A 14,987-nucleotide genomic window follows, 5' to 3' on the forward strand; every position below is an offset into this window, starting at 1 on the left:
GACTCAGCTGAGTTCCTGAGGGTCAATATCCAGTGTCAGTTTCATCGTGGAGGGTTTCTGATGCAGCATGTTCTGCCACCAGCTGCGCATATGATAATGCAGTCGTGCCCGATCCTGTGATAACAGTACCATATGTGCCTGCCAGCGTCCTGCTTTACGTTCCATTGGTGCAGGAATGGGTCCCCAGATATCTGCATTCAGGTCACTGCGCTGACGTAACAGCCCTGCATGTTCCTGTAAAAAATCCTGATTCTGCTGCTGACTGGATGATTCACAGCGGATCAGAGCTGCATAGCGATAGGGTGGCAGTAAAGCATTTTTACGTTCTATCAGTGTCTGCTGTGCAAAAGCTCTGTAGTTTTCATTGACCAGAGTCAGCAGTAAAGGATGATCAGGTCTGAGCGTCTGTAAATAAACATCACCTTTGTGTTCACCGCGTCCTGCACGTCCTGAAACCTGAACAATCAATTGAGCTGTGCGTTCAGGTGCACGAAAATCAACACTCAGCAGTCCGGCATCTATATCCAGTACAGCAACCAGGGTCACATAAGGGAAATGATGCCCTTTGGCAAGCATCTGTGTTCCGAGCAAAATGACGGGTTCACTTTTATGAATTTTGTCATAAATTTTTTGCCAGCTGCCGACACGGCTGGTCGAATCCCGATCGACCCGAATCACCTCATGATCAGGGAATAAGCTGTTCAGGCTTTCCTCTACTTTGGCTGTGCCCATTCCAATGGATTTCAGCTCAGTGTGCTGACAGGCAGGGCAGTGATCGGGTAAACGGTGTATGGTACCGCAGTGATGGCAGTGCAGATGTGAATACGGCTGATAGTGAACCGTAAAATTGGCATCACAGTGCGGACATCGGGCTTGCCAGGCACAGCTTTCACAGATCAGTACAGGAGCGTAGCCCCGACGGTTCAGAAACACCAGTACCTGTTCTTTTTTATCCAGCCGTTTTTTCATTTCAGCCAGCAGAATTTTACTGATGCCATGCTCTTTCTGTGCAATTTTTAAATCAAGAATATGAATTTTAGGCATCTGAGCAGAACCTGCCCGCTGATTCAGCTCCAGCACAGTCATTTTACCCTGATCCACAAGGGCATAGCTGTCTATACTTGGTGTGGCACTTCCCAGAATCACAGGACAGTTCTGAAGATGTGCTCTATACAGAGCGACATCACGGGCATGGTAGCGGAAACCTTCCTGCTGCTTGAAGGAAAGGTCATGTTCTTCATCCAGCACAATCAGCCCCAGTCGAGGCAGTGGGGTAAAAATGGCTGAACGTGTCCCCAGTATAATTGAGGCTTTACCTGTCTGAGCTGCCTGCCATGCCTGAAGACGTCTGGAATCATTCAGACCCGAATGAAGCATGGCAATATCACAATGAAAACGTGACTGAAAGCGGCTGATGGTCTGAGGTGTCAGACCGATTTCAGGTACCAGTACCAGCACCTGTTTACCCTGTTTCAGTACTTCCTGCATCACCTGAAGATACACTTCAGTTTTACCGCTGCCTGTTAAACCATCGAGCAGAAATGCCTGATATTTTTTTTGTGCTTTCAGAATACCCTGAACCGCTTTTTTCTGATCTTCGTTGGCAGTCAGAGGCATCTGAGCCAGGCTGACAGCCTGAGGACTGAAATTCTGTGCTTCTAGCACACATTCACAGATACCTTTTTTTTCCAGAGCTTTGAGTGTGGCGGTTTCAACGCCTGCCAGATTCAGAATATTTTCTGCTGTTCCAGACGGGTGCAGTTTAAGAATTTTATAGGCTTCCTGCTGTCTTTCAGAGCGTTTCAGACGGGCATCTGCATGTTCGTCCAGCAGTTTCCACATCCTGGCGAGCAGATTATAGGGTTTACCCTGGCGCAGCAGTGCAGGTAATGCAGTGTGCATGACCTCACCGATAGGGAACTGATAGTACTGTGCCGACCATGTCAGTAAATTTAAGGTCTGAGTATCCAGCAGTGGTTCATCATCCAGCAGTTCAGTAATGTATTTCAGTTTAAACTCTGAACTGAGTGGAGCATCAGGCGCAATTTTTTCAGTCACAATCCCCGTCAGATTCTGTCTTCCAAATGACACAAGCACCCTGGCACCTGGCTGGGCTTTCTGATAGTCCTGTTCACTGAGCATATAGTCAAAACAGTCATACAGGTAAACTGGTACAGCAACCCGAATGCGAAAAACTGGAGCAGAGGCGGAAGTTAGGTCTGGCATAAAATGGTCAAGTCGTCCTGATTAAATTTCGTCGTGCAGTCACTGGAGTTATGTTAGAGTGAACGAAAAGTTTATATCCAAGAATATGAATGATTTTGGTGGTCAGACGCAACAGCGCTGAAGAAAATAGTGGACAATTAGAGCATTACAATGCCTGCATATCAATTTACTGCCATTGATGCTTCAGGAAAGCAGCAAAAAGGAGTGCTGGAAGGTGATTCAGCACGTCAGATCCGTCAGCAGTTGCGTGACAGGGCACTGATACCGGTTGCTGTTGAACCTGTAGAGCAGAAAGACAGGCAGACAGGAAGCAAATGGTTTCAGAAAAAAATCACAGCTTACGATCTTGCTCTGCTGACCCGTCAGCTTTCAGTACTGGTGGCTGCATCCATTCCGCTTGAAGAAGCCATTCGGGCTGTCGGAAAACAGACTGAAAAACCGCATGTTCAGAATTTACTGATGTCTGTCCGTTCAAAAGTCCTGGAAGGACATTCACTGGCCAGCGCACTGCAACAGGCTGGACGTTTTCCAGAACTTTATACGGCAACAATCGCAGCAGGAGAACGCTCAGGACATCTGGATCTGATCCTGGATCAGCTTTCTGACTATACCGAAAACCGTTTTGCCATGCAGAAAAAAGTACAGGGCGCGATGATCTATCCTGTCATTCTGATGCTGATGTCTTTTGCCATTGTGATGGGACTGATGACCTATGTCGTACCGGATATTGTCAAAACATTTGATCAGAGCAAAGATGCCTTACCCTGGATTACGGTTGCTTTAATGAAAGCTAGTGATTTCATTCGGGTTGCCTGGCCTTTTCTGCTGGTTGGCAGTGTGGTGGGGATGTTTCTGCTGATCCGCTTTCTGAACACCACAGCAGGACATTATGCCTTTGATCGTTTAACACTCAGACTGCCATTATTTGGTAAATTATCCCGTGGTATAAATGCAGCCAGATTTGCCAGTACACTGTCCATTCTGACCCGATCAGGTGTTCCACTGGTGGATGCGCTGAAAATTGGCGCTGCAGTCAGCAGTAACTGGGTCATACGCGATTCAGTCAATGCAGCAGCAGAAAAAGTGACAGAAGGTGGCAACCTTGCAACTCAGCTGGAGCGAAGTGGTTATTTCCCACCAATGATGGTACAAATGATCAAAAGTGGAGAGGCTTCCGGTGAGCTGGACCGCATGCTCGAGCGGGCATCCGGTATGCAGGACAGAGAAGTGACAGCATTTATTTCCACCCTGCTTGCTTTGCTTGAACCGCTGATGCTGGTGTTCATGGCAAGTATTGTGCTGGTGATTGTGATTGCAGTCATGCTGCCGATTGTAAATATGAATAATATGATTTAACTGTCCCATAAACTTTGAAAAGAACATGATTTTGATGAGAGAAAATTCAATGCAACGGAAAATGTATCAGACCAGACAGACCGGTTTCACACTGATTGAAGTCATGGTGGTTATTGTTATTCTGGGAGTGCTTGCTGCGCTGATCGTTCCAAATGTCATGGGACGTGGTGAAAAAGCCAAAGTGGATACGACAGTGATTACCCTCAAAGGGGTTGCTGGTGCGCTTGATCAGTACAAACTCGATAACAGTAAATACCCATCCATGCAGGATGGCGGTCTTGATGCCCTGGTGAATCAGCCTGCATCTGCAAAAAACTGGATGCCTGGCGGTTATGTCAAAGGTGGATATCCAAAAGACAGCTGGGATAACGATCTTCAGTATGTTGTTCCTGGACAGGAAGGACGTGCATTTGACCTGTATTCTTTTGGCGCTGACGGTAAAGAAGGTGGCGAAGGAAATGATGCAGATATTTATTATCAGCCTTGATTGAAAACAGAGTTCCTGTAAAAGTCAAAAAATAATCATGAATGGTATTAATTTAATGCTGAAAGTTCTTTCTCTTGCGCCATATAAGGCTCATGGAGAAGGTCAGGCAGAGGGGCTTCTGTCATCAAAGCCTCTCCCTCTTGTGAAACGATGTTTCTCATCCTGAAAGGAGTGGGCATATTCGTGACTGAACTGATTTTATGGTTCATCGACTTTCGCAGGAGATTTAATATCATTCTGGTTTTATCCATCCATACTCATGTTTTATAGAAAAATAATCCAGATAAAATAAAAACAGCTGATGGAATATATCACTTCACAGAATTGGTTTTACCCATGAAAAGTGAAGTGATAATAAATCTCAGTATTTAAAGCAATACTAAGATACTGAAAAGTATCAATATAATTATTTATTGATACTTGAGAGATATAATAAGAATTATTCCCATATGTGATACTTACAATTCATTTAAAATATGGAGAGAAATAAGCTTTTTATTTTGTTCAAACTTTGCATAATGTAAATAACAGCAACTGATTTGATATAGGGGAGCAGAATGAAAACATTAATTTTTTCAGATGAAGTCAATCTGTTCCATTGGACTGTATTGAAATCGGTATTGCTGATTTTAAGCTTATTGCCTGTCAGCCAGTTTTTTATGAACATCTGGCAAGGCGCAGATGCAAGCAGTCAGATCATGATTGGTTTTCTTGCCATCAGTATGTTCAGTGCATTGTCAATTATCAGTTTTTATAGTGCTTTGAATGCAACCGTGATGCAGCTCAAATCTGAATATGCATCCCTGATGGAGCAGTATGCGGTAAAGGTTTACCGTTATATCCCAATGCTGTTCCTTTCCTCGATACTGTCTTATCTCGCTATACAGCTTTAAAACAGTTTCAGTGAAAACCGGGTCTTTCCCGGTTTTTTTGTGTTTTATTCAGCATCAAACAGTAAGCTGAGTTCAGTCCATGAGGGAAGTTCCATATAATCCGTTGTCGTGCTGGCAAAGCCTGAGACTTCCCAGTCAGCTTTTGAAGACAGACAAAAATTCACTCTTTGTTCGGGTGTTGTTACAGATTCAAGCAGTCCCAGTGGAATCCACATATAAACACTGCTTCCAATCTGATTTGGAACAGGTGAGCCGCACTGGGTACAGAAGCAGGAACAGAATCCTGATGCTTTTCTGTAGGTCTGAATCAGTGATATCCCCTGTAACCATTCAAAATACTGTTGATTAATCATGGTTGCATGATTGGCATGCGTACCGGACTGTTTTCTGCATAAGCTGCAATGGCACTGATAAACTGTTTTAATTTTCTGGTGCAGTTGAAATTTTATTTCGCCGCATAAGCATTGCCCGTTCAGCATGATCTGATATCCATATATGTGCAGGTTCGTATTTTCAGCTTTTGATCTGAGTGATCAGATTTCAGTGATTGAAAAATAGCATGATGAGCAAGGAAAATGGAACAGGTACGGGCAATGACTGAAATGGTCTGGCAGGGCACATGGAAGGCGCTGAAAAAATATCCCCTCATTGAAATGAAGGGATACTGTCGGTTATCTGCGGGATTTGAAGCTGACATCCACTTTCCGTGGACGATAAAGCCATCCTAAAATCAGCAGCAATAAAGAGAAGCCGAGTACAGGCCAGTCACTTAAGCGTGTATACAGCGTTTCACCCTGCATGGCTGGCAGGTTGCCTCGTAATACCGCAGGCTGATCCATAGGTGCCTGCTTCACGATATGCCCCTGATGGTCAATGATTGCTGTGACGCCCGTGTTGGTTGCACGGATAAACCATCTACCGTTTTCTTTGGCACGCATCTGAACCATTTGCAGGTGCTGCTGTGGTCCGGCAGTTCCTGTAAACCAGGCATCGTTGGATACCGTCACCAGAAAGTCACTTTGAGCCGCATTACGGCGTGTCAGATTAGGATAGGCCACTTCATAACAGATCGCTGAACCTAGACGGTGATGACGGATTGAAAGTGGTTTCTGATCTTTTTCACCACGGGAAAAACCACTCATGGAAGGATCATTCTGCAATGCGGGCAGTACCCAGCTCAGTAATCCTGAAAGGGGAATATATTCACCAAAGGGCACCAGACGCTGCTTTTTATACAGACCTTCAGACTCAAAGCCAGTTGCCATCAAGGTATTGTAATACATTGGATAGCCTTCAGCCTGAGACTGTTTTAAATCCCAGTAGGGAATACCGGTGACCCATGCTGATCCTGTTTTATCAGCCTGAACTTTCATGGCTTCAAGGAAAGGTTCAATATCGGTCTGAAACATCGGAATGGATGATTCAGGCCAAACAATCAGATCACGTCCCCATTCAGTACGGGTCAGATTTGCATAGATTTCCAGTGTCTTGATCTGGTATTCAGTCAGCCATTTTAAGTCCTGAGGAATATTTCCCTGAATCAGCGAGACTTCCAGTGGACGTTCATTTTTAGCTTGCACGAATGAAAGCTGAGATGCACCCCATGCACCCAGTAATAAAAGGGCAGACGGGATAGCCCAGAACAGGCGTCGGTTTAATATTTCGACAACAGCACAGGCAAGTACAATGACGACAAAAGATACGCCAAAAATACCAAACAGAGGGGCGTAACCGTCAATGAAGCGTTCGGTGAATGCATAGCCTGCAAACAGCCATGGAAAACCTGTGAAAACCCAGGTTTTGGACCATTCAAACAACACCCACAGCGGTGCAAAGGTTAATGGGGTTTCAGGGAAAAACCGACGGTAAAGCCAGGTCTGAACGGCGGTAAACAGCCCCATGAGCAGTGCCATAATGGCAATCATGAGTACGCTGAGCACTGCATTGGTGTCGCCATAGACATGGATGGAGGTGTACAGCCAGAATGCTCCGACAAACCACAGTCCTATGCCATAAGACCATCCGATAAAAAATGCCTGTTTAGCCGAACGCTTGCGTAACGAAGCGTACAGCAGTGCAGGCGAAAGAATAGCAAGCCACCACCAGTGGTATGGGGCAAGTGCGAAACTGAAAATTGCCCCTGAGAACAGTGAAATCAGTAAGGGAAAAATGACAGGTAACTGCTTCTGTTCTTTAGTATTCAGCAGTTTGTCGAAGTAAGTCCTCATTTACGTACAGCTCGAATCAGATGAATAGTGCGCGCATCTGCTTCAAGTATGGTGAACTCCCAGTTATCCAGTGCAATCACCTGTCCCTGTAAGTCGCTGACCAGACCAATATCCTGAAGCAGAAGTCCGCCCATAGTTTCAACTTCATCTTCTGGAAAGTCTGCATCAAGTACATTGTTAAAGTGTTCGATTGGTGTAAGTGCCTGAACAATCCATGTATTTAATGTGGCAGGATCCTGGTCTGGAACGATATATTCAGCTTCTTCATCTACATTGTCATGTTCATCTTCGATTTCACCGACAATTTCTTCTAAAATATCTTCAAGTGTGACCAGTCCCGAGGTTGTGCCATATTCATCAATCACAACAGCAATATGGGTCTGTGTGTTTTTCAGCATGCGCAGAACCTGATCGGAACGGGCACTTTCAGGGACAAACAAAGGCTGGCGCATCAGAGCGCGGATATCGACATGGGCTGTTTTTTCAGTCAGAAACGGCAGCAGATCTTTCGCCAGCAGAATGCCGACGACATTGTCCGGCTGATCAGCGGAAAATACGGGGAAACGGGAGTGAGCTGACTCAATCAGCACATGCAGAATATCGAGTAACTGATCATCTTCCTGTAAACTGATCATAGCGGTACGTGGAGTCATGACTTCACGTATTTTTGTTGCCGGAAGGTCAAGAACACCCTCAAGCATGGCAACGGTATCCGGTTCTAAAAAACGACGTGAATCCTGTACTAATTTTAGCAGTTCATCGCGGGTTTCGGGTGCTGTTCCCAGCCATTTACGTAAGCCACGCATACCCCACGACGTGCCTGATTCCTCGTGCATGATCTTTCCTGAAGACTCTTAATATCAAAAATGTAAATTTATCATACCGAAGAAAATACAGATGTCTATCTATTAAATGGTGATATTGGATGAAACGGTCGGTCATCTGAGACGGTTTATCTCACTGATTTCTGGCGGACTTTAAAATATGTTAAAATAGCTGGAATTTTTCCAGGGAAATCCACGATGTCCGAATCCAGCATGACTCCATCCATTCAGTTGAACACCCGTGGTCTGCGTTGTCCTGAACCTGTGATGATGCTGCATCAGGCAATCCGTAAGTCAAAATCAGGTGATGTCGTTGAAGTCTTTGCAACAGACAACTCCACCTCCTGGGATATTCCAAAATTCTGTATGCACCTTGGACACGAGCTGTTATTACAGGAAGAAAAACTGGATGAAGCAGGTAATAAAGAATTTCATTATCTGGTGAAGAAAGGCTGAGTCCAGAAGTGTGTATCTGCTTTCAGATGATATTCATCTCTGAAAAGATTGAAGTATTTAAAAATAAAAAATCCCCTGAATATTCAGGGGATTTTTTATATGTCTTAAGTTACATATTTGGATAGTTTGGACCACCGCCACCCTCAGGTGTTACCCAGGTGATGTTCTGTGATGGGTCTTTAATATCACAGGTTTTACAGTGAACACAGTTTGCTGCGTTAATCTGGAAGCGTTTTGAACCGTCATCATTTTCCATGATTTCGTAAACACCGGCAGGGCAGTAACGCTGAGCAGGCTCATCCCATTTTGGTAAGTTTACATTTACAGGAATGCTTGCATCAGTCAGTTTCAGGTGAGCAGGCTGATTTTCTTCATGTACAGTATTGGATACAAATACAGAAGATAAACGGTCAAATGTGATTTTACCGTCTGGTTTTGGATAGTTCGGCTTGAATGTAGATGCATCCACTGCTTTTAATGCGCTGAAGTCTGGCATCAGGTCATGTAATGTGAATGGTACTTTAAAGATGTTCTGATCAATAAAGTTAAATGCACCACCTAACCATAAACCGAATTTATGCATTGCTGGACCGAAGTTACGTGAACGGTGTAACTCTTCTTTCAGCCAGCTGTTGTTGAACTTGTCGGTATAAGCCGTCAGTTCTTTAGCAAAGAAGTCTTCACCTTCAGTTACGCGGGCAACAGCCAGATCACCGCCTTTTTCAACACCGGCAGCAATCGCTTCAAATACCGCTTCACCACACAGCATGCCTGACTTCATTGCAGTATGAGAGCCTTTGATTTTTGCAAAGTTTAAGAAACCTGCATCATCACCCACCAGACAGCCACCTGGGAAAGTCAGTTTAGGTAAAGCGTTGATACCACCTTTGGTGATTGCACGTGCACCATAGGAAATACGCTTACCACCCTCAAGATACTGTTTGATCAGTGGATGGGTTTTCCAGCGCTGCATTTCTGCAAATGGGTACATATTTGGATTTTCGTAAGATAAATCTACGATCAGACCTAAAGTCACCTGATTGTTTTCAGCGTGGTATAACCACCAGCCACCTGAAGAACCTGTTTCAGACAACGGCCAGCCTGAACCATGCATCACAAGACCTGGCTTGTGTTTAGCAGGATCAATTTCCCATAGTTCTTTAATACCGATACCGTAATGTTGCGGATCAGCATCTTTGTCTAAGTTAAATTTAGCAAGCAGACGCTTACCTAAGTGACCACGACAACCTTCTGCAAAAATTGTGTATTTTGCATGCAGTTCATAGCCAGGGGTAAAGTTGTGCGTCGGTTCGCCATCTTTACCGATTCCCATATCACCGGTCTGGATGCCTTTTACAGAACCATCAGCATGATACAGAATTTCTGAAGCAGCAAAGCCCGGGAAAATTGAAACTTCAAGTTCTTCAGCTTTTGTTCCTAACCAGCGGACAACGTTACCTAATGAAATAACATAGTTGCCATCGTTATGCATGGTTTTAGGAACCATCCAGTGTGGTGCTTCCTGAGCTTTTTCAGGAGACATCAGGAAGAAAGTCTTGTCTTCCGTTACTGGTACATTTAATGGTGCGCCTTCTTCTTTCCAGTTCGGGAAAAGTTCATTCATGGCACGTGGCTCAAGTACAGCACCAGAAAGGATATGCGCACCGACTTCGGAACCTTTCTCTACCACACAGACAGAGAGATCAGGTAAATTGTTTTCAATCGCAAGTTGACGGATCTTGATTGCAGCTGACAGACCAGCAGGGCCTGCGCCGACGATAACTACGTCAAACTCCATCGATTCACGTTCGATGTGTTCCATGTAGGACTCCTCATATGACTTAAAGGTGGCAACCGATGGACTCTGAATTACGGTGCTGCCATGAGTGTTCTGGATTCCAGACACAAATTTTACTGTTGTGCCTTTTATATTGTGGGCTAGTATAGTTTTAAACGCTGATCCAGCCAATTGGCTGAATCATATTATTTTTCCGTCAGTAAGGTATTCCACCATGGTCAGTCAGAATAACTCCGAAAATTCGACGAAAAAAAAATCATATGGAAATGATAGGAATTTAATGGACATTGCACAATACTTAAAAGATGCACAGTCCGGTCACAAAAGGTCAATACCCCCACTGGAGCTATGGCATCCAAAGCATTGTGGCAAAATGAATCTGGCGATAAAAGCCAATGGAGAATGGTGGCACGAAGGTCAACTGATCCGGCGGCAGGCAATGATTGATCTGTTTTCCAGCGTTCTCTGGAAAGAAGACAATAAATTTTATCTGAAAACACCCGTCGAGCAGATTGAAATAGAAGTTGAGGATGAACCGCTGCTGATCAATCAGGTGGATCAGGTGGAAATTGGTGGTCAGCTGTTTTTGCAGTTACAGACCACCAGTCAGGATCTGGTGATTGTCGATGCTGAGCATCCGGTGTTTATGCGTGAATTTGCAGGGCAGCTGCGCCCTTATGTTCATGTACGTCTGGGACTGAATGCCCTGATTCAGCGGCATGTGTTTTTTCATCTGGTGGAAATGGGTCATCTGGTTGAAAATGCACAGGGTGAAACTGTTTTAAGCTTACAGAGCGGTGATTTTCACTTGCAATTAAGCACCTGAGGTTTAATCTTAAAAGATCTGTTTTAAGAACTGCCAAAAGAGACCTCATGACCGCCATTCTGCCTGCCAGCCCATTGACTGATCCAATGCCTGAAGCCCGACCGGAAGCACCGATCGGGATATTTGACTCAGGAATTGGTGGGCTGTCTGTTGCGCAGGAACTTGCAAACTATCTGCCGGATGAACAGTTTGTTTATTTTGCCGATACAGCGCATGTGCCGTATGGTCCAAGATCGGATCAGGAAATCAGGGAACTGACAGCCAGGGCAATTGAGTGGCTGTACCGAAAAGGCTGTAAAGTGGCTGTGGTTGCCTGTAATACGGCCTCGGCATTCAGTCTGGATTATCTGCGTGAGCATTATGGTGAAAAATTTCCCATTATTGGATTGGTGCCTGCACTGAAACCTGCTGTGCTTCAGACAAAAACCGGTACTGTTGCCGTCCTTGCAACACCGGCAACCTTTCGTGGCAAGCTGATCAAGGATGTCATGCTGCGTTTTGCTCAGCCTGCAAATGTTAAGGTGATTCCCGTCACTAGTCTGGATCTTGTGCCTTTTGTTGAGAGTGGTGCGCAGATGAGTCCTGTCTGTCTGCAGGTGCTGAAAGATATTTTACAGCCTGTCGTGGATCAGAATGCCGATTATCTGGTGCTTGGATGTACGCATTATCCGTTTTTAAAACCCGCCATTCATCATATTTTTGGTCATAAACTGACATTAATTGACTCTGGGGTTGCCGTTGCGCGTCAAACAGCCCGCATTTTAATAAAAAATGAGTTATTATTTGAACAAAGCAGAAAGGACAGTCTGAGACTGCAGTGTTTTGTCAGTGGCAATAATGCAGATCAGTTAAAACCCGTACTGGAACACATGATTCAGGGAAATATCTCCTGGAGTATTGCAAATATTGCGGTTGTGTGACTTCATGGGTTAAAACAGTCCTGAGAACTGAATTTATTTATTTTTTGATTTTTATCATTGGGGTGGGGCACTGTAGCCGCGACGGGATTCTGCATTCGTTGCAGTGCTCAAAGATATAATGAGGATAACCAATGCTCGATAAGCGTTATCAGGTTTTTATTTCTACATCAGGCAGTGAAATGCAGCCTGAGCGTATGATTCTTGCCCAGACTTTAGTAGGTATGGGCTTTTTTTCATGGGGACTTGAACAGCGTACACCACTCAGCACGGCTTTTGCCCGCAGACAGGTGGACGACTGTGATTATGTCGTGATTCTTCTGGGCAGTCAGTATGGGGAACAGTCTGTCTCAGGTGTGGGCTATATGCATCTTGAATATATTTATGCGGTGACCAAGCAGAAGCCCATGATTGTATTCATGCATGAAGATCCACTGTCACGGGATATTTCTTTACAGGATTCGAAGCCTGAACTCAGAGAAAGATTTCAGGAATTCCGAAAGCTTTTACAGCAGGAAGTGGATCAGGTTTTTACCTACCGGAGCATGCGTGATCTGGAAATGGCAGTACGTTTTAATATGCCACAGATGCTTGAGCGTTATCCTGTACAGGGTTGGGTGCGTCCGCAGAATACTCAGGCGCTGCATGATGAGATTGACAGCCTGAAAGCAAAACTTGAACAGCTGGAAACGGAAGCAGGTAAGCGTGAAGTGGATCCATTCCTGAGCCTGCCTAAAGTCGCCATGCACGAAGACTTTGGTTTTGAATACAGAATGCATGCCTATCAGGATGGTAATTTTAAAGAACTGAAAATCCAGAAAAAGATGACCTGGGCACAGTTGCTGGGCATACTGGGTGCGACATTTATTCATCCAACGCCTGAAGAATATTTCTCCAAAAGGATGAATGAATATCTGAATGATACCGGACTGAATGATGCACGCAGAGAAATGCCAAGAGCACATGCTGTTGCCCGTTCTCAGATCAATATCCGTGCTTTGCACAGTATTAAAATGCAGATGCGGCAGAATGAATGGATTATTCAGTCTGGGCGTGATGAGCGCCAGAGAATGCTGTGGCAACTGACTCCAAAAGGACAGAAGCTGCTGGAAAGCAATCTGCTGGATGCTGATCGGGTTCTACAATTGAAGTCAACGTATTAACTTGTTTAGCGGAAGTGCAGAAAACTGTTAAAGTAAGGATACTGAACAGATCTGAGAGGACTGAATGTTTTCTGCATCCAAACCGAAAGTAACCGTTGTTCTTGCCAACCTGGGAACGCCAGATACACCTGAGGTTCCTGCGGTAAGAAAATTTCTGAAACAGTTTCTTTCCGATCATCGGGTGATTGAAATCCCTGTCCCGCTCTGGCAGATTATTTTAAGGCTGTTCATTCTTCCATTCAGACCCCGCAGAGTGGCACATGCGTATGCATCCATCTGGTCTGATGACTCACCTATGCGTGAAATTATTTATGCACAGACCGATGCTGTGAGACAGAATCTGACTGCTGCATTTCCTGAATTTGAACTGAATGTCGTTCCAGCCATGACGTATGGAAATCCTGGTATTCAGGATGTGCTTGAACAGCTTGCACAGCATCCTCAGGATCACATTGTTTTACTGCCTTTATTTCCACAGTATTCTGCAACTTCAACGGCACCTTTATATGATGCTTTTGCACGATGGACGCTGAAACAGCGAAATCTGCCAGGTTTAACCCTGATCCGTGATTATTTTCAGCATCCGCTTTATATAGACTCTCTGGCTCAGAGTGTCAGGGAATACTGGGCTGAACATGGGCAGGCGGAAAAACTGCTGATGTCATTTCATGGTATTCCTCAGCCTTATGCAGACAAGGGCGATCCTTATGCAGACCGTTGCAGAGTCACTGCACAGAAACTGGCGGAAGCACTGAATTTGCAGGACAATGAATGGGCAATCAGTTTTCAGTCCAGATTTGGCAAGCAGGAATGGGTCAAACCCTATACAGATCAGCTGTTGGCAGAATGGGCTGAACAGGGCGTTCAATCGGTTCAGATTATGAGTCCGGCATTTTCCGCAGACTGCCTTGAAACCCTTGAAGAGCTAGCAATTCAGAATAAAGAGCTGTTTCTGAATGCAGGGGGTAAGCAGTATGACTATATTCCTGCATTGAATGCCCGGGAAGATCATCTGCAATTGCTCAATTCATTACTTCAGGCTAATCTTGAAGCCTTAAAGCACACATTAGCCAATTAAAACCCTGAGGTTTAGCCAGATGCTGCAAGTGAAAATTGTGCCTGTTACGGCATTTCAGCAAAACTGTTCCATAGTCTGGGATGCAGAAACAAAAGAGGCAGTCCTGATTGATGCGGGTGGGGAGCCTGAAAAACTTAAAGCTGAGGTGGAAGCGCTGGGACTGACCGTTAAAGCGCTGTGGCTGACGCATGGGCATCTGGATCATGCAGGAGCGGTAGGTGCTTTGACGCAGGCGTGGAATGTACCTGTGATTGGTCCGCATAAAGAAGATCAGTTCTGGCTGGATATGATTCAGGAAGTCTCTGCACGTTATGGTTTTCCTGTACCAGAACCTGTTCATGTCACACAGTGGCTTGAGGGTGGTGAGGTACTGAAACTGGGCAGTGAAGCGTTTGAAGTCCGTTTTGCGCCAGGACATACGCCTGGTCATGTCATGTTTTATAATAAAAACTATGGTCTGCTTTGGACCGGAGATGTACTGTTTAAAGGTTCAATCGGACGCACAGACTTTCCTCGAGGGAACCATCAGCAGCTGATTGATTCCATTCACAGAGAATGTTTCAGTCTGCCAGATGAAACGCAGTTTATTTCTGGACATGGACCGCTGAGTACCATTGGTTTTGAAAAGCTGCATAACCCCTTTGTCGCAGGTAAAGCGGGATAAGTCAGCTGTGTTAAAAAATCTGCTTTTGTGCAGATTTTTTTATTGCCGGAATGTTTGCAGATGCACTACTG

At 45.0% G+C, this 14,987-nt stretch carries 15 protein-coding genes; 9 read left to right on the forward strand and 6 right to left on the reverse strand.

Annotation, left to right across the window (positions count from 1 at the left end):
• Positions 1-3: 3 nt before the first annotated feature.
• Positions 4-2,226, reverse strand: a complete 2,223-nt coding sequence (locus CDG60_RS02725; protein ID WP_087512662.1) for a primosomal protein N' — start codon at positions 2,224-2,226, stop codon at positions 4-6.
• Positions 2,227-2,376: 150 nt separating this feature from the next.
• Here CDG60_RS02725 and gspF point away from each other — a divergent pair, with 150 nt between their 5' ends.
• Together gspF and gspG are read left to right on the forward strand one after the other, a co-directional pair.
• Positions 2,377-3,582, forward strand: a complete 1,206-nt coding sequence (gene gspF / locus CDG60_RS02730; protein ID WP_087512663.1) for a type II secretion system inner membrane protein GspF — start codon at positions 2,377-2,379, stop codon at positions 3,580-3,582.
• A gap of 49 nt (positions 3,583-3,631) precedes the next feature.
• Positions 3,632-4,069 (forward strand): type II secretion system major pseudopilin GspG, encoded by a 438-nt coding sequence (gene gspG / locus CDG60_RS02735; RefSeq protein ID WP_087512664.1) that lies wholly within the window; start codon positions 3,632-3,634, stop codon positions 4,067-4,069.
• Between the two features lie 47 nt (positions 4,070-4,116).
• Here gspG and CDG60_RS18370 read toward each other — a convergent pair whose 3' ends face one another.
• Entirely contained in the window at positions 4,117-4,320 is a 204-nt protein-coding gene (locus CDG60_RS18370; RefSeq protein WP_087512665.1) for a hypothetical protein, read from the reverse strand.
• A 306-nt stretch (positions 4,321-4,626) separates the two neighbouring features.
• Between CDG60_RS18370 and CDG60_RS02745 the strand changes: the two genes are divergently transcribed.
• Entirely contained in the window at positions 4,627-4,962 is a 336-nt protein-coding gene (locus tag CDG60_RS02745; RefSeq protein ID WP_087512666.1) for a hypothetical protein, read from the forward strand.
• A gap of 44 nt (positions 4,963-5,006) precedes the next feature.
• Here the strand turns inward: CDG60_RS02745 and CDG60_RS02750 are convergent, their stop codons facing one another.
• The 3 genes from CDG60_RS02750 to CDG60_RS02760 form a co-directional block, all read right to left on the reverse strand.
• Positions 5,007-5,441, reverse strand: coding sequence for a GFA family protein (locus CDG60_RS02750; RefSeq protein ID WP_087512667.1), 435 nt, complete (start codon positions 5,439-5,441; stop codon positions 5,007-5,009).
• Between the two features lie 192 nt (positions 5,442-5,633).
• Positions 5,634-7,190 carry an apolipoprotein N-acyltransferase gene (lnt, locus tag CDG60_RS02755; RefSeq protein ID WP_087512668.1) on the reverse strand — a complete coding sequence of 519 codons (1,557 nt, stop codon included), beginning with the start codon at positions 7,188-7,190 and terminating at the stop codon, positions 5,634-5,636.
• Positions 7,187-8,026 carry a CorC family transporter gene (locus CDG60_RS02760; protein ID WP_087512669.1) on the reverse strand — a complete coding sequence of 280 codons (840 nt, stop codon included), beginning with the start codon at positions 8,024-8,026 and terminating at the stop codon, positions 7,187-7,189. Before CDG60_RS02760 ends, lnt begins: the two co-directional genes overlap by 4 nt.
• Positions 8,027-8,212: 186 nt before the next feature.
• On the opposite strand from CDG60_RS02760, the gene tusA reads away from it, so the two are divergent.
• The gene (gene tusA / locus CDG60_RS02765) at positions 8,213-8,470 is read left to right on the forward strand and encodes a sulfurtransferase TusA (RefSeq protein WP_087512670.1); all 258 of its coding nucleotides are present in this window, start codon (positions 8,213-8,215) and stop codon (positions 8,468-8,470) included.
• A 109-nt stretch (positions 8,471-8,579) separates the two neighbouring features.
• Here tusA and CDG60_RS02770 read toward each other — a convergent pair whose 3' ends face one another.
• The gene (locus tag CDG60_RS02770) at positions 8,580-10,292 is read right to left on the reverse strand and encodes an electron transfer flavoprotein-ubiquinone oxidoreductase (RefSeq protein ID WP_087512671.1); all 1,713 of its coding nucleotides are present in this window, start codon (positions 10,290-10,292) and stop codon (positions 8,580-8,582) included.
• Between the two features lie 190 nt (positions 10,293-10,482).
• On the opposite strand from CDG60_RS02770, the gene CDG60_RS02775 reads away from it, so the two are divergent.
• From CDG60_RS02775 to CDG60_RS02795, 5 genes are all read left to right on the forward strand, one after another.
• On the forward strand, positions 10,483-11,094 hold the full coding sequence (locus CDG60_RS02775; RefSeq protein WP_087512672.1) for a DUF1285 domain-containing protein: 612 nt from the start codon (positions 10,483-10,485) through the stop codon (positions 11,092-11,094).
• Positions 11,095-11,141: 47 nt separating this feature from the next.
• Positions 11,142-12,014, forward strand: coding sequence for a glutamate racemase (gene murI / locus CDG60_RS02780; protein ID WP_087512673.1), 873 nt, complete (start codon positions 11,142-11,144; stop codon positions 12,012-12,014).
• Positions 12,015-12,145: 131 nt separating this feature from the next.
• On the forward strand, positions 12,146-13,174 hold the full coding sequence (locus CDG60_RS02785; RefSeq protein ID WP_087512674.1) for a DUF4062 domain-containing protein: 1,029 nt from the start codon (positions 12,146-12,148) through the stop codon (positions 13,172-13,174).
• Between the two features lie 64 nt (positions 13,175-13,238).
• Positions 13,239-14,252, forward strand: coding sequence for a ferrochelatase (gene hemH / locus CDG60_RS02790; RefSeq protein ID WP_087512675.1), 1,014 nt, complete (start codon positions 13,239-13,241; stop codon positions 14,250-14,252).
• A gap of 19 nt (positions 14,253-14,271) precedes the next feature.
• Positions 14,272-14,916, forward strand: a complete 645-nt coding sequence (locus CDG60_RS02795; protein ID WP_087512676.1) for an MBL fold metallo-hydrolase — start codon at positions 14,272-14,274, stop codon at positions 14,914-14,916.
• Positions 14,917-14,987 lie beyond the last annotated feature (71 nt).

The organism is Acinetobacter chinensis, assembly GCF_002165375.2.
GTDB lineage: Bacteria > Pseudomonadota > Gammaproteobacteria > Pseudomonadales > Moraxellaceae > Acinetobacter > Acinetobacter chinensis.